Origin of the sequence: Pseudomonas sp. LP_7_YM, from assembly GCF_004364435.1 — a bacterium.
Classification (GTDB): domain Bacteria; phylum Pseudomonadota; class Gammaproteobacteria; order Pseudomonadales; family Pseudomonadaceae; genus Aquipseudomonas.
Genome location: NZ_SOCT01000001.1, coordinates 507,596 through 531,552, shown reverse-complemented (window position 1 = coordinate 531,552; position 23,957 = coordinate 507,596). Strand labels below are relative to the sequence as shown.

Sequence of the window (23,957 nt, the reverse complement as noted above, 5' to 3'; positions counted from 1 at the left end):
GAGCACATGCGTCCCTGCCTGATCAGCCGATGATCATTGCAACAGACTCTGGATCTTCGAGCGCAAGGTTTCCATCGTGAACGGCTTGGCCAGGATGGGTACCTTGCCCACGATCGGGCTGCCCGTCTCGACGATTTCCGCAGGATAGCCGCTGATGAAAATGACTTTCAGCTCCGGTCGCAGTTTCACGGCGGGTTCGGCGATCATCACGCCGGACACCCCGCCCGGCAGACGGTAGTCGGTAATCATCAGGTCCAAGTGCGGCTTGGTCGCGAGAATTTCAAAAGCCTGCTCGCCGTTTTCCGCCTGCAACACCCGATAACCCTCCCCCGACAGATAGTCGGAGAGCAGCATCAGAATCAGCGGCTCGTCTTCGACGATCAGGACGACATTTTCAGCATCAGAGCTCATTGGAACGCCTTCAATCTTATAAATAGCTGCCATTACGACCATGGCCCGCTCTAGAGGTTGCGCAGATAAATCAGATATTTACTCAGGCGTACACGGGACATTCAACAGCACCGTAAGAGGCATTAAACGCAACGCTCTAACCCGGGCGAATGCAGACGCAACAGGGTTCAGAGCGGCAGGCTGACGCGGAACATCGAGCCGCAGCCCTCCTCGCTTTCGACCGTGATCGTGCCACCATGGGCCGACACGATCTGATCGGAAATAAACAGGCCCAGACCCAGGCCTGACACCGCGTGACTGGCTGAAACCCGTTCGAACTGTTGAAAGATGCGTTTCTGATTCTCCGCGCTAATACCGATGCCCTGGTCCCTGACCTCGACTCGCGCCTCGTTGCCTTCACTGTAGATACGCACATCAATAGGCTTGTGCGCGCCATAACGCAGGGCATTGGTCAGCAGGTTGGCTATCACTTGCTCGATGCGGAACTCGTCCCAGACACCGATCACAGGCTCGCCGGCATGCAGCGTGACCACGCTTTGCGCGGCGGCGATCTGGGCGGAATAACTTTCCACCAGGTTGACCACCAGCTCGGACAGATCGAACGCGCTCGTACGGATCGATAGCTTCCCGGTGCGAATCCGCGAGACATCCAGCATGTCTTCGATCAGGCGAATGAGGCTCTGAATCTGTCGTTCGTCGCGCTCGACCATGGCCTTGAGCTTGTCCATGGTAAAGGCCGACGCGTTGTCCTTGGCCAAATGCAACTTGCGCAGCTGGGTTTCCAGGATCAAGCCGTTGAGCGGCGTACGCACCTCGTGGGAGACGATCGACATGAAGTCATCGCGCATACGAATGGCACGTTCCAGTTCGTTTTGCGTGGACTTGAGTTCACGCAGCAGTGCCTCCTGCTCCTGCCGACTGCGTTCGAGCTCTTCGACCTGTTGTTTCATGGCCTTGCGCTGGCGATACAGATCAACGAAGACGTTGACCTTGCTTTTCACCGCATGGATGTCCAGCGGCTTGTGCAGAAAATCCACCGCACCGCTTTCGTAACCCTTGAAGGCGTAGTTCAACTCGCGTCCGGCAGCGCTGACGAAGACGATGGGAATGTTCTTGGTCTTTTCGGTGCCGCGCATCATCTCGGCCAGCTCGAAGCCGTTCATGCCCGGCATCTGCACGTCGAGAATGGCCATGGCGAACTCATGTTCCAGCAACAGCGACAACGCTTCGTCCGCAGACAGCGCCTTATAGACCTGACGATCCTCGCGCTTGATCAATGCTTCAAGGGCGAGCAGGTTTTCCGGCAGATCATCGACGATCAGCAACTTGGCTTTAATTTCACTCAACATGCGATTCGTTCCAGCTCGACAAGCAACTGGCCAATGTCGGCCAAAGACAACAGAAAGTCCGGTGTATGCAAGGCCAGTGCGGCCTCGGGCATGGCACGCGCCAACGCCTGTGCCGGATCCTGAACGACGGTGAGACCACCGTATTCCCTGATGCGTGCGATGCCTCTGGCACCGTCGTTATTAGCGCCGGTCAGCAGCACGCCTGCCAGCCTGGCTTCGTAAGCATCGGCCGCAGACTCAAAGAGAATGTCGACGCTGGGACGCGAGTGATACACGCGCTCCTCCTGACTGAAGGACAGCGTCAAATCCTCCTCCACCGACAGGTGATACCCGGGTGCAGCGAAATAGAGAGTGCCAGGCGTAATCACTTCTTTGTCATCCGCCTCTTTCACAGGTATCGCCAGATTCGAGCCGAACACCTCGGCCAGCAGGCTGCGACGCTCATCGGGCACGTGCAGCACCACGATGATGGGCAACGTGAAGCCTCTGCGTAACGGCCTGAAAATCTTCAATAATGCTTCTACACCGCCGGCAGATGCGCCGACGACAATCGCGTTCACTCTGGGTAATGCTGGCGGGTCAGAATCGGTACCGGGAAAGGCCGTCCTCATGATTTGCGATAGATCCGTTCTTGTTTGACCAGTGGTTCGAATCCGTCTTTGAAGCCCGAGAACTCCAGCGTCTCCTTGCTGCCCAGTACCAGGAATCCGCGATGGCACAGCGACTCCTGAAACAGCCCGAACGCTCTGTCCTGCAGCTTCTTGTTGAAGTAGATCAGCACATTGCGGCAGGAGATCAGGTTGGTTTCGGAAAACACACTGTCGGTGGCCAGACTGTGATCGGCAAACGTCACATTTTCGCGCAGGGTCTTGTCGAAAATGGCGTAATCGTAGGCAGCGGTGTAGTAGTCGGAAAACAGCCGCTTACCGCCCGCCTTCACATAGTTTTCGTTATAGCCACGGATACTTTCCATCGAAAAGATGCCCTGCTTGGCCTTTTCCAGCGAACTGGGATTGATGTCGGTGGCATAGATGATCGTGCGGTCCAGCAACCCTTCCTCCCGCAGCAGAATGGCCATCGAATAGACCTCTTCCCCGGTGCTGCATCCAGCGATCCAGACTTTCAGCGAAGGGTAGGTCTTGAGCAGCGGCACGACTTCCTGACGTATGGCCAGGAAGTGCGACGGATCACGAAACATCTCGCTGACTGGAATCGTCAGAAACTGCAACAGCTGCATGAACGCCGAGGGGTCGTGCAAGACTCGCTCCTGCAGCGCCGATATGGTTTTCAACTCGAACTGAGTCAGCGCATGAGCGACACGTCGCTTCACCGACGCCCCCGAATAATCGCGAAAATCGTAGCTGTATTTCAGGTAGATCGCCTCGATCAGCAATCGAATTTCGATCTCGGTATTTCGCTCATGGGGCATCGGTAAAACCTGGTCTCTCAAAGGGCGTCATCAATTGATTTGATTCATTCAGATACGTTCCATTTTGGGCAGCCAGACACGGATCAAAGAGAACAACCGGTCCAGATCGATGGGCTTGGCCAGATAATCGTTGGAGCCGGCTTGCAGGCAGCGGTCCTGATCGTCTTTCATGGCCTTGGCAGTCACCGCGATGATCGGCAGCTTGCGCCAGCGCGGGTTCTTGCGGATCTGTGCAGTGGCTTCGAAGCCGTCCATTTCAGGCATCATCACGTCCATCAGCACCAGATCAATGTCTTCCACGGTGTTGAGCTTTTCGATGGCTTCCAGGCCGTTGCGGCCGACTTCAACGATAGCGCCCTTGTGTTCCAGCGCGCTGGTCAGCGCGAAGATGTTGCGCACATCGTCATCGACCACCAGAATCTTGCGCCCTTCGAACACACGATCCCGGCTGCGCGCCGTCTTGAGCATCTTCTGCCGTTCGTTGGACAGCTGCGACTCCACCTTGTGCAGGAACAGCGTGACCTCGTCGAGCAACCGTTCCGGCGAGCGCGCCCCTTTGATGATGATGGTGCGCGAGTACTTGAGCAGCTCCGCCTCTTCATCACGGGTCAGGTTTCGTCCGGTATAGACGATGACCGGCGGGAATGCGCAGATTTCATCGGTAGACATGCGCTTGAGCAGATCATTGCCCAGCATGTCCGGCAGTTTCAGATCGATGATCATGCAGTCGTAGGCATTATCGCGCAGCAGCTCCAGCGCATCCTGGGCAAACCCTACGGCAGTGATTTCGATATCGTCATCGCCAATCAGCCGGGCGATGCTGTCGCGCTGCAAGGCGTCATCCTCGACCAGCAGCACGCGCTTGACTTTCTGCGTGAGCTTGGCCTCCAGGCGGGCGAACACGTCCTTGAGTTCTTCGCGGGTGGTCGGCTTAACCGCATAGCCGATGGCGCCCATTTGCAGGGCAGCTTCCTGACGGTCCTCCACCGAAATGACATGCACCGGAATGTGCCGCGTGGACGGCATCTCCTTCAGACGCTGCAACACGGTCAACCCCGAATGATCGGGCAGGCGCATGTCCAGCAGCACCGCGTCCGGCAGCAGAGTGGAGGCCAGTTCGAAGCCCTCGTCGGCGCCATGCGCGACCAGGCAGTGGTAACCCAGTTCGTGAGCAAGGTCGTAGAGGATCTGGGCAAAGCGCACCTCATCCTCGATCACCAGAATGCAACGTTTGCTGAATGGCGCCAGTTCGCGGTCGTCGGCGAACCGGGGGATATGCTGAGCTGTCGCCGTGGTGACCTGTAGGGGGGCCTGTGCGACGGCTGTAACCGGTGTCGGCGTCGGCGCGACATGGGCCACTACCGATGAATGGTCGGCGTACTGCGACGGTTCCTGCTCGACATACTCCTCAGGCAGCACCAGCGTAAAGATGCTGCCCTGCCCCGGTTCACTGGTCACCGAAATCGAGCCGCCCAGCAACCGCGCCAGATCCCTGGAAATCGACAGCCCCAGTCCTGTGCCACCGTAGCGGCGGTTAGTGGTGCCATCGGCCTGACGGAACGCTTCGAAAATGCCTTGCTGCTGATCCTCGGCAATACCAATGCCAGAATCGCGCACGGTAAAGGCGATGCCTTCGCCAGGCTGACGTGAAACGGTGAGGCTCACGGCGCCGGTTTCAGTGAACTTGACTGCGTTGGACAGCAGGTTCTTGAGAATCTGCTCCAGACGCTGGCGGTCGGTATACAGGGAAACCGGTGCGCCTGGCTGAATCTCGACCGAGAACTGCAGACGTTTTTCGGCCGCCAACGGCTCGAAGGTCATACGCAGACCTTCGACCAGCCGGCTGACGCTGCTGTGTTCGGGGCGCATGTCCAGTTTGCCGGCCTCGACCTTGGAAATGTCGAGAATGTCGTTGATCAGGTTCAACAGATCGTTGCCAGCCGAGTAGATCGACTCGGCGAACTTGACCTGTTCGGCGGTGAGATTGTCCTGAGGATTCTCGGCGAGTAATTTTGCCAGAATCAGCGAGCTGTTCAGCGGGGTGCGCAGCTCATGGGACATGTTGGCGAGGAATTCGGACTTGTACTTGCTGGAGCGCTGCAGTTCATCAGCACGCGCCTCAAGCTCGACCTGAGCCACATGCAACTCTTCGTTGTTACGATCCAGCGCATCACGCTGGTCAGCCAAGGCCTTGCCCTGTTCGGCCAGTTGCTCGTTGGTCTGCTCCAGCTCCGCCTGCTGGGTTTCAAGATGCGCCTGGGACTCCTTGAGAATCCGCGACTGTTCTTCCAGCTCTTCGTTGGCGGTGCGCAATTCTTCCTGCTGAACCTGCAATTCTTCGTTGAGTTGCTGGGTTTCCGCCAGCACTTCCTGCAATCGCTGACGGTAGCGGGCTGCCTCGATGGACGTCCCGACGTTGTCGGCCACCAGTTCGAGGAATTCGATATCCCGCTCGGTCAGCTCGCGCAGGAAGCCCAGCTCGACGACGCCATTGACCTGATCGTCGTTGCTGGTCGGCACCACGATCACGCTGCGCGGCGAACCTTCTCCCAGACCGGAGGTAACCTTGAAATAGTCCAGCGAGACATCGTTCAGGGTAATGATCTGATCCTGCTCGGCCGCCTTGCCGACCACCCCTTCCCCGCTGTAGATCGATTGCTCCTGCAACTCCTGCTCACGCGAAAAGCCATACGAGGCCACACGCACCAGGCCACCATGTTCCTGGCGCACATACACTGCCGCGACCACGGCGCCCAGGTGCTGGGCGAAGAAATGCAGGATATTACGGCCCAGAAGGTTCAAGGTCAGTTGGCCGATCACCTGTTCTGCCAGCTCGCTCTGACCGTTGCGCAGCCAGGCGATATGCGCCAGCCGCTCGGCGTCTTCCTGCTGGGCCTTGAGGTTGGATGCGTAAGTGGTCGAAAGCGTAGTCATGTCACGACGACCGACCCAAGCCAGAATCCCGCTGACGATGACAATGAAAGCGATGTAGAGCGAAACCGACAGCACGGTAGTGTGAGTGACATCGGTATTGCGCGTCAGCCGCAACTGATGCTCGACGTTGGCCGCCTCATCGTATTGATCACGGATTTCGTCCGTCAGGCGCTTGCCGCGTCGACTCTGGATCGGGGTCGTGTAATCACCACCGGTCCGGCGCAACACGATCATTTCCTGGGCGAACTCGTTCCACGATGACTGCAAGGCAGCCAGACGTTTAAAGCGATCAACTTGCGTAGGGTTGTCGGCGACCAGTTCTTCAAGCCCCTGAAGCTCGGCCAGGATGCTCGGCTTGGCGACCTCGTAAGGATCGAGAAAGCGCTCGTCGCCGGTCAGCAGGAAGCCACGCATGCCGGTTTCCATGTCCACCGACAATTTGAGTGAGCGGTTGACATTGTTGATCACACGATCGGTGTGCTCGACCCACTGGATAACCGACAGCAGATAGGTGATCAGAAACACGAAGAATGCAGCACTGAGTACGCCAACCGCCAAAGGCAAGCTGACGTTGCGGCTCAAAAGTTTGCGAAAGCGTTGCTCATCGACGGCAGAGGTGTTGATCATCACGTGGGGCCCAGGGCAGTTCGGCTAAACCACTGAGTTTGCCGTAAACCTAAAGAAAAAACTCCTACATCTGACACAGCCTACTGAATTTTCTGACTTTAGATTTCTTGCGCGAGTATAGGTAATATACGTTTGAGTGATTCCCATGCGCCATTACACTCATTTGAATCGTATTTTTGACACCTTAAAGTTGGCACAATCACTGGCTTGATTTTCACGCGGTGAGGCTGAACTTCGGCTGCCCCGTTTCTCGCCCATTTGAAGGAAATATTAATGTCCGACCCAACCAGCACGATTCTGGTGGTTGAAGATGACAGCATCGTCCGGATGCTGATCATCGACGTGCTCGAAGAGCTCGAGTATCAGGTACTGGAGGCTGCCGACGGCGCTCAAGCACTGACTTACCTGGGGAATGAGGGCGAAATCATCGATCTGATGATGACCGACAAGGGACTGCCCGACATGGACGGCATCCAGCTGGCGAAGAAAGCGGCCGAGTTGCGCCCTTCCCTGCCGATTCTGTTCGCCAGTGGCTATGCCGAGAACATTGAAGTACCGCCGGGAATGCACCTGATCGGCAAACCCTTTTCGATCGACCAGTTGCGCGACAAGGTCAATAGCATCCTTGGCGCCTGAACGTTCCAGCAATACGGGAGGCCGCATTCACCTGCTGATCATCGGTTATGTGTGGCCGGAGCCCCGGTCGTCTGCGGCCAGCGGCCACATCATGCAACTGATCGACTGTTTTCTCGAACAGGGCTGGAAGATCACCTTCGCCAGCGCCGCCAGCGAGGGCGAACGCAGGGCCGAGCTGTCCACTCTGGGCGTCACCGAGGTGGCCATCGAACTGAACAGCAGCACGTTCGATACCTTCGTCAGCGAACTTCAGCCTGATGTGGTGCTGTTCGATCAATTCCTGATGGAGGAACAGTTCGGCTGGCGGGTTGAGAAACACGCCCCACATGCACTTCGAGTGCTGGAAACCTGCGACTTACAGAGCCTGCGGCACAGCCGGCATCAGCGTCTCAAGGAGCTGCTGGCCAATGGTCACGAAAATACCGAAGAACTGTTCGCTGCCCCTGGCGAGGCCCTGTTTGCGCGCATGGCCGTGACGGATCTGGCACAGCGTGAAGTGGCCTCGTTCTACCGCTGCGACCTGAGCCTTGTGGTTTCCGATGTGGAAATCGATTTCCTGAACCGCTATTTCCGGGTGCCCGAGACGCTGTTGCACTGGTGCCCATTGATGCTGCGCGACATCTCCGATACCGGCAAAGGCTTCGAGGAGCGCGCGCACTTCCTGACCATTGGCAATTTCCGCCATGCGCCGAACTGGGACGCGGTGCTGTGGCTGAGACAGACGATCTGGCCCCTGATTCGCCAGCAATTGCCCGGCGCACAGTTGCACGTCTATGGCGCTTACACCCCACCCAAGGCCACCGCGCTGCACAACGCCGCTCAGGGCTTTCACATCATGGACTGGGCTGAGGACGCGCTGGAAGTGATGGCCAATGCCAGGGTTTCGCTGGCGCCATTGCGTTTCGGTGCAGGCATCAAGGGCAAGGTGATGGATGCGATGGCCTGTGGCACCCCGACGGTCACAACGCCCGTTGGGGCCGAGGCCATGCACGGCGATCTGCCGTTTCCCGGTTTGATTGCCGACAATGCCCAAGGACTGGCCGACGCCGCGGTGCGACTCTATAAGGACCAGGCATTGTGGCAGCGGGCTCAACACGCGGGTTGGCAAGTGCTGCACGCGCGCTTTCGGCAAGAGCTGCATTGCGCGACGTTGATTAAACGGATTCACCAATTGCTGGAACACCTGGAGGCACATCGCGCAGCAAACTTTACGGGTGCGATGCTTCGCCATCATCGGCATAAAAGCACGCAATACATGTCGCAGTGGATCGAGGCCAAAAACAGGACCTCGTGAGCAGGCAACGAAGCGCTAAACGCGGAGTGGAGATAGTTGGTCGAAGGGTCCCCGCTGTATTGCACAGGGGAAATAGTGCACATTAAGCCTTACGCCACTCTTCACATCCGGCATCGGCATGACCAAAACAACAAAAGTCACTGACCCGTCCTATGAGCTGATGGACGACCATAACGGTCTGTCGATCATCTACCGCGAACACGGCTTTCCCTGCCCACTGGTGCGTTGGCATTTCCACAAGGAATATGAACTGCACCTGATCGTCGCCAGCTCCGGCAAGGTGTTCGTTGGCGATTACATCGGCAATTTTTATCCGGGTACGTTATTCCTCACAGGTCCCAATCTGCCGCACAACTGGATCAGCCAGATCGATGAAGATCAGGTGGTGCCCAAACGTGACATGTTGGTGAATTTCACCGAGGAGTTGCTGGAAAGCGGCAATCAGGTGTTCGCCGAGCTGAAAACCCTGGGGCCGTTGCTGGAGCGGGCGCAGTACGGTATCGAGTTTCGCTGCAGACGTACGGTTCGTCAGGCCATTAAGCTGATGCAGAAAATCGCCGATTCCAGCGGCATAACCCGCCTGGGGCACTTTTTTATTCTGCTGGAACTGTTGGCCGCCAGTGATGATTACCAACTGCTGTCGGGAACAACGGCGTCCGAGCTATCGGATGATCATGCGGTGGAACGCACCAACAAGGCGGTGGAGTACATCTTCACTCACTACGCCCGGGAGCTGCCGCTGGAAGAAGTGGCTGAGTATCTGGGCATGAAGCCCACCTATTTCTCTCGCGTGTTCAAGCAGGCCACCGGGCGCTGCTTTGTCGAGTTCGTCAATCGCCTGCGCATCAGCAAGTCCTGCGAGCTATTGGCCGATGGCGACAAGCCGGTGACCGATGTTTGCTTCGAGTCCGGCTTCAACAATATTTCCAACTTCAACCGACGCTTTCAGAAACTCAAGGGCATGACCCCGTCCCACTACAGACGCCTCGCCGTACAGCGCCTGACCGAACAAAACCTGTACTGATCTGCCTGCTCTTTCTTGCTGATGGACTACGCTGGAACTGCGCCGCAGCCTGTGGGAACGCAGATTCGCTGTGTTGCCGCCTGAACGTCGAGTGCAAGAAAGTATCAGTTTTAGTGTGCCGCAGGATTTGTCAACGTCCGTGCGGCCCGTTGTAATCACTGGACATTCTTCCTGGTCTGCGGAAGGAACAAAAACAATAACCATGCTTCTATCGCCTCCCGGCGAAGAAGAGGAGTGATAAATGAAGACCTCTGCAAAAGTTCTCCTTGCTGGCACCTGTCTCACTCTCGGCGTGACCCTCTGCAACAGCGCCAGCGCAGGTGATGTGACCATCGCCACCGTCAACAACAGCGACATGATCCGCATGCAGCGGTTGTCCAAGACCTTCGAAGAACAGCATCCCGATATCAAACTCAAGTGGGTCGTCCTGGAAGAGAACGTCTTGCGTCAGCGCCTGACCACGGATATCGCCACCAAGGGTGGTCAGTTCGACGTGCTGACCATCGGCATGTACGAAGCCTCACTCTGGGGTGCCAAAGGCTGGCTCAAAGAGATGGATGGCCTGCCCGCTGCGTATGACGTGGACGATGTATTCCCTTCGGTGCGTGACGGTCTATCGGTGGAAGGCAAACTGTTCGCCCTGCCGTTCTATGCCGAAAGCTCGATTACCTACTATCGCAAGGACCTGTTCAAGGCCGCGGGGCTGACCATGCCCGAGCGTCCGACCTGGACCCAGATCAACGAGTTCGCCGATAAGCTCACCGACAAATCCAAGGAACAGTACGGCATTTGCCTGCGCGGCAAGGCTGGCTGGGGTGAGAACATGGCACTGATCACCACGGTGGCCAACGCCTTCGGCGCGCGCTGGTTCGACGAGCAGTGGAAACCGCAGTTCGACCAGCCTGAGTGGAAGGACGCGCTGAACTTCTACGTCAACATCATGAAAAAAGACGGCCCTCCCGGTGCATCCAGCAACGGCTTCAATGAAAATCTTGCACTGTTCAACAGTGGCAAGTGCGCAATCTGGGTCGACGCCAGCGTCGCCGGCTCCTTCGTCACCGACAAGTCTCAGAGCAAGGTGGCCGACAGCGTAGGCTTCACCTATGCACCGCATGAAGTCACCGATAAAGGTTCGGCATGGCTGTACTCCTGGGCCCTTGCAATTCCGACCAGTGCCAAGAACGACAAGGACGCGCGCGCCTTCACCGAGTGGGCGACCTCCAAGGAGTACGCCACACTGGTTGCCAAGACAGATGGCGTGGCCAACGTACCGCCGGGCACTCGCGCTTCGACCTACACCGAGGAGTACAAGAAGGCCGCGCCGTTCGCCAACATCACCCTGGAGTCGCTCAAGGCCGTGACGCCCAAGGCGCCAACCCTCAAGCCAGTTCCATACGTGGGCATCCAGCTGGTGACCATTCCTGAGTTCCAGTCCATCGGCACCTCTGTCGGCCAGCAGTTCTCCGCGGCACTGGTTGGCACCTCGTCTGTCGATCAGGCACTGACCAACGCGCAAAGCGTGTCCGAGCGTGAGATGAAGCGCGCGGGCTACCCGAAAAAGGGTTAATCCCGATCGTTTCAAGGCAGCAGACGGCTCCCCACCGCTGCTGCCCCGCTTATGCGTTCGCCCCGGTCCGGAGTCATCATGAACACCTCAACCGTAACCTCTCGCTCGGCATCAGCCGACGATAAAGATCATCCCGGCAAAGGCAGCGTCACCAAGCCCGGGTGGTTTCTGGTCAGCCCTTCGGTATTGTTGCTGCTGGTCTGGATGATCGTCCCGCTGGGCATGACGATCTACTTCTCGCTGATCCGCTACAACCTGCTCAACCCTGGCGAAAACGAATTCGTCGGCCTGGATAACTTCGAGTACTTCGTCACCGACTCGGGCTTTATCCCCGGGGCCACGAATACCCTGTTGCTGGTCGTCAGCGTGCTGGCCATCAGCGTGATCCTCGGCGTGCTGATTTCCGCACTGCTGGAAGCCAGTGAATTTCTCGGTCGCGGCATCGTTCGGGTGCTGCTGATTTCGCCGTTCTTCGTCATGCCGACCGTCAGTGCGCTGATCTGGAAAAACCTGATTTTCCATCCGGTGTCCGGGATCCTTGCCGCAGTGTGGAAGCTATTCGGCGCGCAACCTATCGACTGGCTGGCCAATTACCCGATGCTGTCGATCATTATCATCGTCTCCTGGCAATGGCTGCCCTTCGCCATTCTGATCCTGATGACCGCCATGCAGTCCCTGGATCAGGAACAGAAAGAAGCGGCACGTCTGGACGGCGCGGGCCCCATCGCGATCTTCTGGCACCTGACACTGCCCCACCTGGCGCGGCCAATTGCGGTGGTGGTGATGATCGAGACCATCTTCCTGCTGTCGGTATTCGCCGAGATCTTCACCACCACCAACGGCGGTCCGGGCTTCGCTTCGACCAACCTTGCGTACCTGATCTACAACCAGGCGCTGTTGCAATTCGACGTGGGCATGGCATCGGCGGGCGGCTTGATTGCCGTGGTCATCGCCAACATTGCCGCCATCATCCTGATTCGGATGATCGGCAAAAACCTCACCGACAAGTCTTGAGGGCAAGGTCATGATGACGCTCAAACAATCCCGTCGCCTGCAAAGCGTGCTGCTCGGCACCTTATCGTGGGTGATCGCGGCACTGATTTTCTTCCCCATCTTCTGGATGGTGCTGACCAGCTTCAAGACCGAACTGGATGCGTTCGCTACCCCGCCACAGTTCATCTTCACGCCGACCCTGGAAAACTACCTGCACATCCAGGAGCGCAGCGATTACTTCCACTTCGCCTGGAACTCGATCCTGATTTCCTTCAGCGCGACCATCCTCTGCCTGCTGATCGCCGTACCGGCTGCCTACTCCATGGCGTTTTTCGAGACCAAACGCACCAAGAGCACACTGCTGTGGATGCTCTCGACCAAGATGCTGCCACCGGTGGGGGTGCTGATGCCGATCTATTTGCTGGCCAAGACCTTCGGCCTGCTGGATTCGCGCATCGCACTGATCGTGATCTACACCCTGATCAACCTGCCGATCGTGGTCTGGATGATCTACACCTACTTCAAGGACATTCCCGGCGAAATCCTCGAAGCCTCTCGACTGGACGGCGCCACCACTCGCCAGGAAATCTTCAAGGTGTTGATCCCGATCTGCAAGGGCGGCCTGGCGTCCACCGCATTGCTGTCGCTGATCCTGTGCTGGAACGAAGCCTTCTGGTCACTGAACCTGACTTCGTCTAATGCCGCGCCGCTGACCGCACTGATTGCCTCGTACTCAAGCCCCGAAGGCCTGTTCTGGGCCAAGTTGTCGGCAGTGTCGACGCTGGCGTGTGCGCCCATTCTGATTTTCGGCTGGATCAGCCAGAAACAGCTGGTGCGCGGACTGTCGTTCGGAGCGGTGAAATGATCAACAGCTGACGCAGAGCGTCATGGGGCTGCGGGCCCACGCGGAGCCTGGGAACGATCTTGCGTCCACGGCCATGTGAATCAAACACCCTTTTGATGTATGTGAAGAATAAGACTGGAGCCCACTATGGCTAACCTGACAATCAGAAATCTGCAAAAAGGCTTCGACGGCCACCAGATCATTAAAGGCATCGACCTGGAGGTCAAAGACCGTGAATTCGTGGTCTTCGTCGGGCCCTCAGGCTGTGGCAAATCCACCCTGCTGCGCCTGATTGCGGGCCTGGAAGACGTCACCGGCGGCAGCATCGAACTCGATGGCCGTGACATCACTCAGGTCACTCCGGCCAAGCGTGATCTGGCGATGGTGTTTCAGACCTACGCCCTCTACCCGCACATGACTGTCGGCAAAAACCTGTCCTTCGCTCTGGACCTGGCCGGCACGCCGAAAGCCGAAGTCGAAAAGAAAGTCGCCGAAGCGGCGCGCATCCTCGAACTGGGACCGCTGCTGGAGCGCAAGCCCAAGCAGTTATCGGGCGGTCAACGCCAGCGCGTGGCGATTGGCCGGGCCATCGTACGCAACCCGAAAATCTTCCTGTTCGACGAGCCGCTGTCCAACCTCGACGCTGCATTGCGCGTGCAAACCCGTCTTGAGCTGTCGCGCCTGCATAAAGAGCTGGAGGCGACGATGATCTACGTCACCCACGATCAGGTCGAAGCCATGACCCTCGCCGACAAGGTGGTGGTACTCAACGGCGGTCGCGTGGAGCAGGTCGGCTCGCCGCTGGAGCTGTATCACCACCCGGCCAACCTGTTCGTTGCAGGTTTTCTGGGTACGCCGAAGATGGGCTTTCTCAAGGGCAAGGTCAGCCGCGTGGATGTCGCGGGCTGCGAGGTCACTCTGGAGGCAGGCGCCACCGTCAGCCTGCCTTTCACTAACGCCGAGCAAAAAGTCGGCGACGCAGTCACCCTGGGTATTCGTCCGGAACATCTGGAGCTGGCCGCAGAGGGCGATTGCCAATTGCAGGTGGTCGCCGACGTCAGCGAACGGCTGGGCAGCGACACGTTTTGTCATGTGCGAACAGCCTCCGGCGAGTCCCTGACCATGCGTATCCGGGGCGATATGGCCAGTCAGTATGGCGAGGCCTTGAACCTGCACCTGGACAGCACCCATTGCCATCTGTTCGACGCGCAGGGCCAGGTCATCCGCAAAGCCTTGCAGGCTGCTGCCTGAGTCGACGAACACCAAGATCAGAGAACCTAGCCATGAAACTCAACAAACAGAATCTGCTGAATCTGGGCGCCGGCATAGAACTGCCAGCCTATTCCCTTGAGGACCGCCGCCAGGGAATCGCCCACATCGGCGTTGGCGGCTTTCACCGTGCCCATCAGGCGTTCTACACCGATGCATTGATGTCTCTCGGGGCAAAGGACAAGAGCGGCGAAGCTCTGGACTGGGCCATCTGCGGCGTCAGTCTGCGCGAAGAAGACCGCAGCAATTTCGAAGCGTTGAAAGGTCAGGATTTTCTCTACACGCTGTTTGAGCTGGGCGATACCCCCGACACCGAAACCCGCATCATCGGCTCCATGGGCCAGATGCTGATGTCCACTGACGACGATCTCGCCCTGATCGACAAGCTGGCCAGCCCTGAAATCCGCATTGTCTCGCTGACCATCACCGAGGGCGGCTACTGCATCGACGACAGTACCGGCGAGTTCATGAGCCAACTGCCGCAGATCCAGTACGACCTGCAGCACCCGGCGACACCGAAAACCGTATTCGGCTACCTGTGCGCTGCGTTGGCCAGACGCCGCGCCGAGGGCACGCCTGCCTTTACCCTGATGTCCTGCGATAACCTGCCGCACAACGGCGCAGTCACCCGCAAGGCGCTGTTGGCCTTCGCCAGGCTGCGCGATGCCGCGCTGCATGACTGGATCGCCGGGAATGTCAGCTTCCCCAACGCCATGGTTGACCGCATCACGCCCATGACCAGCACCGCCCACCGCCTGCAACTGCATGACGAAAAAGGCATCGACGATGCCTGGCCAGTGGTCTGCGAACCGTTCGTGCAGTGGGTGCTGGAGGACAAGTTCGTCAACGGCCGGCCGGCCTGGGAAAAGGTGGGTGTGCAGTTCACCGATGACGTCACACCGTACGAAGAAATGAAGATCAAACTGCTCAACGGCAGCCACCTGGCGCTGACCTATCTCGGCGCATTGAAGGGCTATCGCTTCGTTCACGAAACCATGAACGATCGGCTATTCGTCGACTACATTCGCACCTACATGGATCTGGACGTGACCCCGCAATTGGCGCCGGTGCCGGGCATCGATCTGACCGACTACAAGCAGACGCTGATCGACCGTTTCTCCAACCAGGCGATTGCCGACCAACTGGAGCGTGTGTGCTCCGATGGCTCCTCGAAGTTTCCGAAGTTCACCGTACCAACCATCAACCGACTGATCGTCGACAGCGGCAATATGGACCGTGCATCCCTGGTGGTCGCTGCCTGGGCGCTGTACCTGCAAGGCAACACGACTGGCGACTTCAAGGGCGAGAATGGCGTCGCATACAAGGTCGTCGATCCGCGTGCCGACTTCTGCAAGGCGCTGGTGGCTGACGATGTGCTGGTGACGCAGCGCCTGCTCGATGTGGAGGAAATCTTCGGCGCTGCGATTCCGAAATCCGCTGCGTTCATCGCCTCGTTCGAAAAGAACCTGACCAGCCTCAAGCAACTGGGCGTCAGTAAAACCCTGGAAAACCTGTTGGTGAAAACCGCCTGAGGTGAGCATGTTTCTCGGCATCGACTGCGGCACCCAAGGCACCAAGGCAATTGTGCTTGATGCCGTCAGCGGCAAGGTTCTGGGCGAAGGCTCGGCCGCGCACCAGATGATCAGCGGCGCTAACGGACGTCGCGAGCAGGAGGTGCAGCAATGGCTCAATGCGTTCGAGCAGGCCACCGCCGCCGCCTTGAAGCAGGCTGGCATCAGTGGTGCGCAGATTCAGGGCATCGGCGTATCCGGCCAGCAACACGGTCTGGTGATGCTTGATGAAATGGGCCATGTGCTGCGTCCGGCCAAGTTGTGGTGCGACACCGAATCGGCTGCCCAGAACGGTCGTTTGCTTGACTATCTGGGCGGCGAAGCCGGTTCGCTGCAGCGTCTGGGCGTTGCAATCGCGCCAGGCTACACCGTCTCCAAGTTGCTCTGGACCAAAGAGCAATTCCCCGAGCTGTTCGCCCGAATCGACAAGATTCTGCTGCCCCACGACTTCCTCAACTACTGGCTGACCGGACGTTGCTGCAGTGAGTTCGGCGACGCGTCCGGCACCGGCTATTTCAACGTTCGCACCCGTCAGTGGGACGTCGAGATCCTGCAACACATCGACCCGAGCAGTCGGCTGGTCAGGGCATTGCCGCAGCTGCTGGAAGCACATGAAGCGGTCGGTAAAATTCTTCCGGCGATTGCGCAGCGTCTGGGCCTCAATCCCGAGGCGCTGGTTTCCAGCGGTGGTGGCGACAACATGATGGGGGCCATCGGCACCGGCAACATTGCGCCGGGTTCGATTACCATGAGCCTGGGTTCATCCGGCACTGTCTATGCCTTCGCCGACGCGGGCAATGTCAGCGCGCACCCCTCGGTGGCGACCTTCTGTTCTTCCTCGGGCGGTTGGTTGCCGCTGATCTGCACGATGAACCTGACCAATGCCACCAGTGCCATCCGCGAACTGTTGGCGCTGGACATCGGGGCCTTCAACGCCGCCGTCGCCTCATCGCCCATTGGCGCGCAGGGCGTGCTGATGTTGCCATTCCTCAATGGCGAACGGGTGCCCGCCCTGCCCCATGCCACCGGCAGCATTCTGGGGCTGGACAGCACCAACCTGAATCAGGCCAACCTGTGTCGAGCGGTGGTCGAGGGTACTACTTTTGGTCTGCGTTACGGCCTGGACCTGCTGCGCGACAGCGGCATCAAGAGTGCCGATATTCGTTTGATCGGCGGCGGTGCGAAAAGCGCGGTCTGGCGCCAGATCGTCGCCGACATCATGGACACCCCGGTCATCTGCACCACCGGCAGCGAAGCCGCAGCCCTGGGCGCGGCGATTCAGGCGGCCTGGTGTCATTCTCATGCCCAGGGCGACGGCGAGTCGCTTAAGGGGTTGTGCGAGCGCTGCGTCAGCCTCGATGCCAGCAGTGAAACGCAACCGGTGGCCGAGCACGTTGCGGCTTATCATGCGGTCTATCAGCACTATCGCAATCAATTGCAGGGCATTTGACGGGCAGGCCGTCAGCCCTTAACGGAGCACCTATGTATCTGGTCTGTGGCGAAGCGTTGTTCGACTTTTTCAGTCAGCCGGACAGCGGACAAGGCAACACCATCGGTTATCAGGCCATTGCTGGCGGTTCGCCGTTCAACGTCGCCGTAGGCCTGAGACGTCTGGGCGTGAACGCGGGTTTGTTCGCCGGGATTTCCAGCGACTTTCTGGGCAGGCGCCTGACCACGGTGCTGGAAAAGGAAGGCGTGTGTGGTGACTTCCTGATCCACTTCGACGCGCCGACTACCCTGTCGATGGTCGCCGTGGGCGCTGACGGTTCACCGCAATACAGTTTTCGCGGCGAAGGCTGCGCCGACCGCTTGCTGACCGTGGAACAATTGCCGACGCTGGACGACAACATTCGCGGTCTGCATGTCGGTTCATTTTCCCTGGTCGTACAGCCTGTGGCCGACGCGTTGCTGACGCTGGTACAGCGCGAAAGCGGCAAGCGCCTGATCACCTTCGACCCGAACGTGCGCCTCAACCCCGCCCCAGACATTGATCTGTGGCGCACCCAAGTGGCGAAATTTGCCGAGCATGCGCACATCATCAAGGTAAGCGACGAAGACCTGCACTTGCTGTACCCCGACATCGAGGCCGAGACCGTAGCCAAAGGCTGGCTCATGCATAACTGCCAGTTAGTGATCATGACCCGTGGCCGCGGCGGCGCTACCGTCTTCACCCGTGAGCTTGACCAATGGTCGGTGCCCGCTCGCGAAGTCAAAACAGCCGACACCGTGGGCGCAGGCGATACCTTTCAGGCCGCGCTGATCACCTTTCTCACGGAACGCGAACTCGATCATCCTTCCGGTCTGACAACGCTCCGCCGCGAAACCCTGACTGAGATGCTCGAGTTCGCGGTGGCTGCGGCGGCCGTGACCTGCACTCGGGTGGGGCCGGATCTGCCGTATCGGGGTGAGGTGAGCTAGTGTGGTGTTTCAGCAATACCAGTTAAAAAATCACGCACTTAACGCTCGTGCTGCTCGAGCGACCGAGGCGAGAATGTCTTCCGCTTTTTTGTGCCACCGAAACGGTTTCGGGTTCTGGTTGTAGGTGTCCAGGTACCGCTCAAGTCTCGAGATCTTTGACGCTGACGTGTGCCTGTCGCTTGACCCACTTCTCGCTCAACGTTGAGAAAAAGCGCTCGACCAAATTCAGTTGTCGTTTTTGGCTGATGCAGCGTTGGAAAACTGGCACGCGTCTGAACGCCGACAGTTAACCGACCATAAAAAGGGGCAACCGGCCGAAACCGTTGCCCTTCATCCACCCGTAAACCCGTCCCACCGATGCATCAAGCCATTTGCGCCTTCGCCATGGCGATCTTGGTTTTGACCTCTTGCTCAGCGACCTGCTGATCTTGCCTGGTTTTCTGCAACTCACCCACTTTCTTGTCGACGGCGGCCTGCTGCTCCGGCGTCATGCTGTCGTACTGGTCCTTGCTCACGCCGGTGAGCTGCTGACGCACCTTCTCGGCATCGCTCTGGTTCATGTACGCCAGGAACTGCTCTTTGACCGATGAACCTGCCGAAGAGCTGGTGTCACTGCTGTTGACGGCAGCGATATCACTGTCGACGGTTTTGCTCACGCTGTCCGACGCCGCAATTTGCTTGTCGGTGCTGGACGAGAACGCAGCCGCTGCAGCAGCTTTGTCGTTATCCGAAATCGACGCGGTGGTGTTGGCGAGGGCGGCCTTGAGGTTCACCATCATTTTCGCGAAAGACTCGTTATAGCCTTGACCGGTGCTGCTTTGGCTCGAACTGTCGGTGCTGTCCGTGATCGCTGCAACAGGCGGCGAAGCGCCAGCCATTGCACTGGTGTACGCATCCTTGTCCGTCGTGTCGAATTGCGTGTGAGCCACGGCCTTCGACACTAACTGCTGGATGGCACTGTTACCGATGATCATCTTTCACCTCCTTATCAGGTTATCGATGCAATACAGATAACAGCAAAAGCAGTGCCACATTTCGCTACACCAACGGCCAGCCACGTTCCAGAGCTTTCGCGGATATTCAACAGGTCCTGGCGCGCGGCAATACCGGCCTGAATTAGCCGAAAGCGGCAGACAGTCGCCACACTGCCCGCAGATTGCGTCGGTGCGACAGACACCTTCGAGCCATGCGCGTCAGTCCGAGATTAAAGCAGTCCCCTCAGATCCAGCTGGTCCTGAGGCACCGGCATCGAGAAGTAATACCCCTGCGCCTGCCCCGCGCCCATCTCCCTGAGCAACTGCAACGTCTCGGCGTCCTCCACACCCTCGGCCACCACCGTCAGCCCCAGCGACTCGGCCATGCGCACGATAGCCCGGACGATCGCGCGGCTTCGCGAACTGCTGGTCAGCTCCAGAATGAAGGACTTGTCGATCTTCAGGCCGCTGAAATGGTACTGATGCACGTAGCTGAGTGACGAAAAGCCTGCACCAAAATCGTCGAGGACCGTTGAGACCCCATTGTCCGCCAGATGCTTCATCGCCTGACGCGCCAGTTCCGGTTCGGCCACCAGTGCACCTTCGGTCAATTCAAGGCAAATGCGCGACGGCGCCACGCCGTGCTGGGCGAGCAGGCTCAGCACCTCACCGGCGAACTCCGGCCGGCTGATGCTGTAGCTCGAACAGTTCACATGCACGGTGGGCCAGTGGGCATGACGGGGCTCGGACAACATCGACACCACCCGCTGCAGCATATAAAAGTCCAACCGGCCGATCAGGCGCAGGCCCTCTAACGCTGGCAGAAAGAGCCCGGGGGCAATGACCCGACCGTCGGGCTGATGCCAGCGAATCAGCGCTTCCAGGGCCAGTATCCTGCCGGTGGTCACATCGATGATCGGCTGGAAGTACGGCAGCAATTCGTTGGTACGCTTGAGGGCGTTACGCAACGCACCCTCCTGCTCCATCTGGTCGGAGACCTCGCGACGGACTTCCTGATTGAATACCGCATAACTGTCACGCCCGGCGTTCTTGACACGGTACATCGCCGTGTCGGCATCACGCAGCAGGTCGGCAGGTTCCTTATGAAACTGCAGATCAGCGCCGACGACGCCGATGCTGCACGAGGAAAACACCGCATGACCGTCGATGTAGAAAGGCACATCGAACGCCAGCAGGATGCGCTCGGCGATGGCCACCGTGATGTCCGGTGGCGCCGCGTAAGCCAGCACCGCAAACTCGTCTCCGCCCAACCGGGCCAGCAGATCGCTTTCGCGCATGCAACTGCGCAGACGCTCAGCGGCCTGAATCAGCAGCAGATCACCGGAGTGGTGACCCAGGCTGTCGTTGACCATTTTGAAGCGGTCCAGGTCGATGAACATCACTACCAGTTCCTGGCCGTGGGTACAGACATCCTCCCATGCCATGCGCAGGCGCTGTTGCAAATGGCTGCGATTGGGCAGGCCGGTCAGCGAATCGTGAGCATTCTCGTGCTGGAGCTTGGCGTTGGCGTAGTCCAGCTCGCGGGTCCGGTCCTGCACCCGGGCCTCAAGGCGCACGTTGGCCATATGAATGGCCTCGGCGGCACTGCGCCGCGACAGCGCGGTATCAATGTGCCGCGAGACAAACGTCAGCAGGTCCTGATCGCGTAGCGAGTAACTGACGTGAGGTGAATAACTCTGCACCGCCAATACGCCGCGCACCCCATCGTCGTCGAACATGGGGATGCCCAGCCACGAGCATGAGCGGTTGATCTCGTTCTGGATGGTAATCTCGCCAATGCTTTCCAGGCGCCGGGCCTCGACACTGTCGATCAGACAGGGACGCCGCTGGCGGATGACGTATTCGGTGAATCCACGCTCGCCCCGTCGCGGGTCCGGGCGCCGGGTCAGACGCTCGTCGACATAGTAGGGAAAGGTCACCTCACCGGTCGCGTCATCGAACAATGCGATATAGAAGTTCAGCGCGAACAGCAACTCACCGACGATGCCATGCAGGCTCTTGAACAGGTCGGTCATGTCCCCGGGCTGGCTGGACAATTCGGCAATCTGGAACAGCGCGCTTTGCAAATGCTCGGCGCGCTCTCGGTCGGCGACCTCGCTCCTCAGGGCGTCGTTGAGGCGCGACAATTCAAGGGTGCGGCGCGCCACGGTTTCTTCCAGCTGAGCACGATGCAGGATACGGTCCAGAGCCATGGCCACATGGCGAGCGACCACCAGAAACAACTCCTGATCTTCGACGCTATACACCCGCGATACGTCGTAGACCTGCATCGCGAGCATTCCGAACACATCGTCCGAGGCATTTCTCAGCGGCGCGCCCATCCAGAACTCGGGGCGGTGGCCCAGACAATGAAAGCGCTCTGCCTCCTGGGCGCGCTCGATAGCCGCGGCATCAACGAACAATGGTTGCTCGGTGGTCAGCACGTAGCCAGTCATCGACAGCCGCTGCGGGTCGAGAAACTCGTGGGTCTCGGCTTCGAGGGCCTCCACGTCGGTGATGTCGATGTAATAAGGGTAAGTGACCCTACCGCTTTGGCTCTCGTACAGCGCCATATAGAAGTTTTCGGCATCTATCAGCGTCGCCAGCTGTTGATGCACGCCGTGCAGAAACGCAGAGCGGTCGCGGGTCGAACTGGCCAGATAGGTGATCTGGTACAACACTCGCTGCGTGGCCTGGGCGCGGGCCAGCGCATCGCTTTGCAAACGCAACCCCAGTCTGCCTGCCAACGCCACCAGAAACGGATTGCCTGATTCACGCTCAGGGGCGAGCAGCCACCCCAGCGGCGCCTCGCCCTGGCCTGTAACCCAGCGCTGCAAGCCATGATCGCGACAGAAGTCGTCAAAGTCTTCCCGGGGAATGTGCCGTGGCCAGTCGGTGGAGGCATCGCCCTGCCCCAACAAATGCATACGCTGATTGGCACGATAGGCAGCCCAGGTCAGGTCGGGTGCGGCGAGCGCCGCTGCCTTGAGCAACGCTTCCAGGGAGTGTTCGTCAGCTGTGGATGAGACGTTGTCCGATCCGTCACGTGTGTGATTCAACGCCTTTTCCTCGGCATCTTGCGAACGCTGAATGGGGTTTATGACATGAGAATTCATAGGCGCTCCATTGCCAGCGTGGGACTGGGCTATCTTCATGGGGTCTGACAGAGTGTTGCAAGCGCCATATGCGTCATTGCTGTCTGTTAACGACAGAAAAACGAAATTTCACGTCATTTCACTTGAGTCTCGGTTCTTTATCGGCCAACCGCCGGTGAAATGAAAGGTTTTCCGGAATGCCGGGCAGAACCGGCGTCCTCGAAGAATGGCGATCAATCATTGACCTTTGAATGATCTTGCCTGTCTCTGAATGCTGTGACCGATAAATTTTGCCCACTGGAGATGATCCTAAATGATCAAGACTTACAGCTATGCCGCGCAAAAATCGACGGACAAACTGGCTCCCTTCCAGATCGAGCGCCGCGACCCGGGTGCCGACGACGTGCAGATTGACATCCTGTTCTGCGGCGTGTGCCACTCGGACCTGCATACCGCCCGTAACGAATGGAACAACACCCTGTACCCATCGGTGCCCGGCCATGAAATCGTTGGCAAGGTCACGGCAGTAGGCGCCAACGTCAAAAACTTCAAGGTCGGCGATCTGGCTGGTGTCGGCTGCATGGTCGACAGCTGCCAGCACTGTGCATCCTGTGCAGAAGGTGACGAGCAATACTGCGAAAACGGCTTTACCGGCACCTATAACGGGCCGGTTTTCGGCGGGGAAAACACTTACGGCGGTTATTCCGACAAGATCGTGGTGAAAGAGAAATTCGTGCTGAAGATCTCCCACACCGACAACCTGGCAGCGGTCGCTCCGTTGCTCTGCGCAGGGATCACCACTTACTCGCCGCTGCATCACTGGAAGGTCGGCCCCGGCAAGAAAGTCGGTGTCGTCGGCCTCGGCGGTCTGGGTCACATGGCGGTGAAGATTGCCCACGCGATGGGTGCGCATGTGGTGCTGTTCACCACCTCGCCGAACAAGCGCGAAGACGGTCTGCGTCTGGGCGCCGACGAAGTCATCGTGTCGAAGAATCCTGACGAAATGGCCACCCAGGTCAACAAGCTGGATTTCATCCTTAACACCGTGGCTGCGCCACACGACCTGGATGCGTTCCTCAACCTGCTCAAACGCGACGGCACCATGACCCTGGTCGGTGCGCCAGACAGCCCGCATCCTTCTCCAAGCGTGTTCAACCTGATCTTCAAACGTCGCAGCCTGGCGGGTTCGCTGATAGGCGGGATTCAGGAAACCCAGGAAATGCTGGATTTCTGTGCCAAGCATGGCATCGTTTCCGACATCGAGATGATCCACATGAAGGACATCAACGAAGCCTATGAGCGCATGATCAAGGGCGACGTGAAGTATCGCTTCGTCATCGACATGGCGACGCTCAAGGGGCAAGCCTCGGCGGCTTGAGTCTGTAGCTCACCGGGTCAGGCGGACGCGCTCCGCCTGACCCGGCCCGTTCTCTGAACACACCTTGTTCCTCCTCGAAAAATCCGCAACCAACTGCACGGCCACCGGTCTCAATCCTTGTGCCACTGCCCCCAGCGTACGCAG

The 23,957-nt window shown here is 58.6% G+C and carries 18 protein-coding genes and 1 pseudogene; 11 read left to right on the top strand and 8 right to left on the bottom strand.

Annotation, left to right across the window (positions count from 1 at the left end; translation table 11 throughout):
• Positions 1–33: 33 nt before the first annotated feature.
• The 5 genes from EC915_RS02475 to EC915_RS02455 all read right to left on the bottom strand — a co-directional run bounded on the left by EC915_RS02475 (position 34) and on the right by EC915_RS02455 (position 6,750).
• Positions 34–411, bottom strand: coding sequence for a response regulator (locus EC915_RS02475; RefSeq protein WP_133748933.1), 378 nt, complete (start codon positions 409–411; stop codon positions 34–36).
• Between the two features lie 167 nt (positions 412–578).
• The gene (locus tag EC915_RS02470; protein WP_133748932.1) at positions 579–1,760 is read right to left on the bottom strand and encodes a hybrid sensor histidine kinase/response regulator; all 1,182 of its coding nucleotides are present in this window, start codon (positions 1,758–1,760) and stop codon (positions 579–581) included.
• Positions 1,754–2,371, bottom strand: a complete 618-nt coding sequence (locus EC915_RS02465; protein WP_133748931.1) for a chemotaxis protein CheB — start codon at positions 2,369–2,371, stop codon at positions 1,754–1,756. Before EC915_RS02465 ends, EC915_RS02470 begins: the two co-directional genes overlap by 7 nt.
• Positions 2,368–3,189, bottom strand: a complete 822-nt coding sequence (locus EC915_RS02460) for a protein-glutamate O-methyltransferase CheR (RefSeq protein WP_133748930.1) — start codon at positions 3,187–3,189, stop codon at positions 2,368–2,370. The genes EC915_RS02465 and EC915_RS02460 overlap by 4 nt, the downstream gene beginning before the upstream one ends.
• A 48-nt stretch (positions 3,190–3,237) precedes the next feature.
• Positions 3,238–6,750 carry a response regulator gene (locus tag EC915_RS02455; RefSeq protein ID WP_133748929.1) on the bottom strand — a complete coding sequence of 1,171 codons (3,513 nt, stop codon included), beginning with the start codon at positions 6,748–6,750 and terminating at the stop codon, positions 3,238–3,240.
• Positions 6,751–7,023: 273 nt separating this feature from the next.
• Here EC915_RS02455 and EC915_RS02450 point away from each other — a divergent pair, with 273 nt between their 5' ends.
• The 10 genes from EC915_RS02450 (at position 7,024) to EC915_RS02405 (ending at position 18,366) form a co-directional block, all read left to right on the top strand.
• Complete coding sequence (locus EC915_RS02450; protein ID WP_133748928.1) at positions 7,024–7,386, top strand: response regulator; 363 nt, start codon at positions 7,024–7,026, stop codon at positions 7,384–7,386.
• A 91-nt stretch (positions 7,387–7,477) separates the two neighbouring features.
• The gene (locus tag EC915_RS02445; RefSeq protein ID WP_133749400.1) at positions 7,478–8,680 is read left to right on the top strand and encodes a glycosyltransferase family 4 protein; all 1,203 of its coding nucleotides are present in this window, start codon (positions 7,478–7,480) and stop codon (positions 8,678–8,680) included.
• A 118-nt stretch (positions 8,681–8,798) separates the two neighbouring features.
• Complete coding sequence (locus tag EC915_RS02440; RefSeq protein ID WP_133748927.1) at positions 8,799–9,704, top strand: AraC family transcriptional regulator; 906 nt, start codon at positions 8,799–8,801, stop codon at positions 9,702–9,704.
• Positions 9,705–9,945: 241 nt separating this feature from the next.
• Positions 9,946–11,271, top strand: a complete 1,326-nt coding sequence (locus EC915_RS02435; protein WP_133748926.1) for a sugar ABC transporter substrate-binding protein — start codon at positions 9,946–9,948, stop codon at positions 11,269–11,271.
• A 78-nt stretch (positions 11,272–11,349) separates the two neighbouring features.
• Entirely contained in the window at positions 11,350–12,285 is a 936-nt protein-coding gene (locus tag EC915_RS02430) for a carbohydrate ABC transporter permease (RefSeq protein ID WP_133748925.1), read from the top strand.
• Positions 12,286–12,295: 10 nt separating this feature from the next.
• Entirely contained in the window at positions 12,296–13,129 is an 834-nt protein-coding gene (locus EC915_RS02425) for a carbohydrate ABC transporter permease (protein ID WP_133748924.1), read from the top strand.
• A 126-nt stretch (positions 13,130–13,255) separates the two neighbouring features.
• Positions 13,256–14,359, top strand: a complete 1,104-nt coding sequence (locus EC915_RS02420) for an ABC transporter ATP-binding protein (RefSeq protein WP_133748923.1) — start codon at positions 13,256–13,258, stop codon at positions 14,357–14,359.
• 32 nt (positions 14,360–14,391) lie between these two features.
• Positions 14,392–15,909 (top strand): mannitol dehydrogenase family protein, encoded by a 1,518-nt coding sequence (locus EC915_RS02415; RefSeq protein ID WP_133748922.1) that lies wholly within the window; start codon positions 14,392–14,394, stop codon positions 15,907–15,909.
• Between the two features lie 7 nt (positions 15,910–15,916).
• Positions 15,917–17,398, top strand: coding sequence for a xylulokinase (gene xylB / locus EC915_RS02410; protein WP_133748921.1), 1,482 nt, complete (start codon positions 15,917–15,919; stop codon positions 17,396–17,398).
• A 32-nt stretch (positions 17,399–17,430) separates the two neighbouring features.
• Complete coding sequence (locus EC915_RS02405) at positions 17,431–18,366, top strand: carbohydrate kinase (protein ID WP_133748920.1); 936 nt, start codon at positions 17,431–17,433, stop codon at positions 18,364–18,366.
• Positions 18,367–18,396: 30 nt separating this feature from the next.
• Here the strand turns inward: EC915_RS02405 and EC915_RS02400 are convergent.
• From EC915_RS02400 to EC915_RS02390, 3 genes and pseudogenes are all read right to left on the bottom strand, one after another.
• Positions 18,397–18,595: pseudogene (locus tag EC915_RS02400) on the bottom strand (IS630 family transposase); the annotation flags it as partial.
• A 133-nt stretch (positions 18,596–18,728) separates the two neighbouring features.
• On the bottom strand, positions 18,729–19,340 hold the full coding sequence (locus tag EC915_RS02395) for a hypothetical protein (RefSeq protein ID WP_133748919.1): 612 nt from the start codon (positions 19,338–19,340) through the stop codon (positions 18,729–18,731).
• A 230-nt stretch (positions 19,341–19,570) separates the two neighbouring features.
• Positions 19,571–22,456 carry an EAL domain-containing protein gene (locus EC915_RS02390; RefSeq protein WP_133748918.1) on the bottom strand — a complete coding sequence of 962 codons (2,886 nt, stop codon included), beginning with the start codon at positions 22,454–22,456 and terminating at the stop codon, positions 19,571–19,573.
• A gap of 292 nt (positions 22,457–22,748) precedes the next feature.
• Between EC915_RS02390 and EC915_RS02385 the strand changes: the two genes are divergently transcribed.
• Positions 22,749–23,813 carry an NAD(P)-dependent alcohol dehydrogenase gene (locus EC915_RS02385; protein ID WP_133748917.1) on the top strand — a complete coding sequence of 355 codons (1,065 nt, stop codon included), beginning with the start codon at positions 22,749–22,751 and terminating at the stop codon, positions 23,811–23,813.
• The last annotated feature ends 144 nt before the right edge of the window (positions 23,814–23,957 follow it).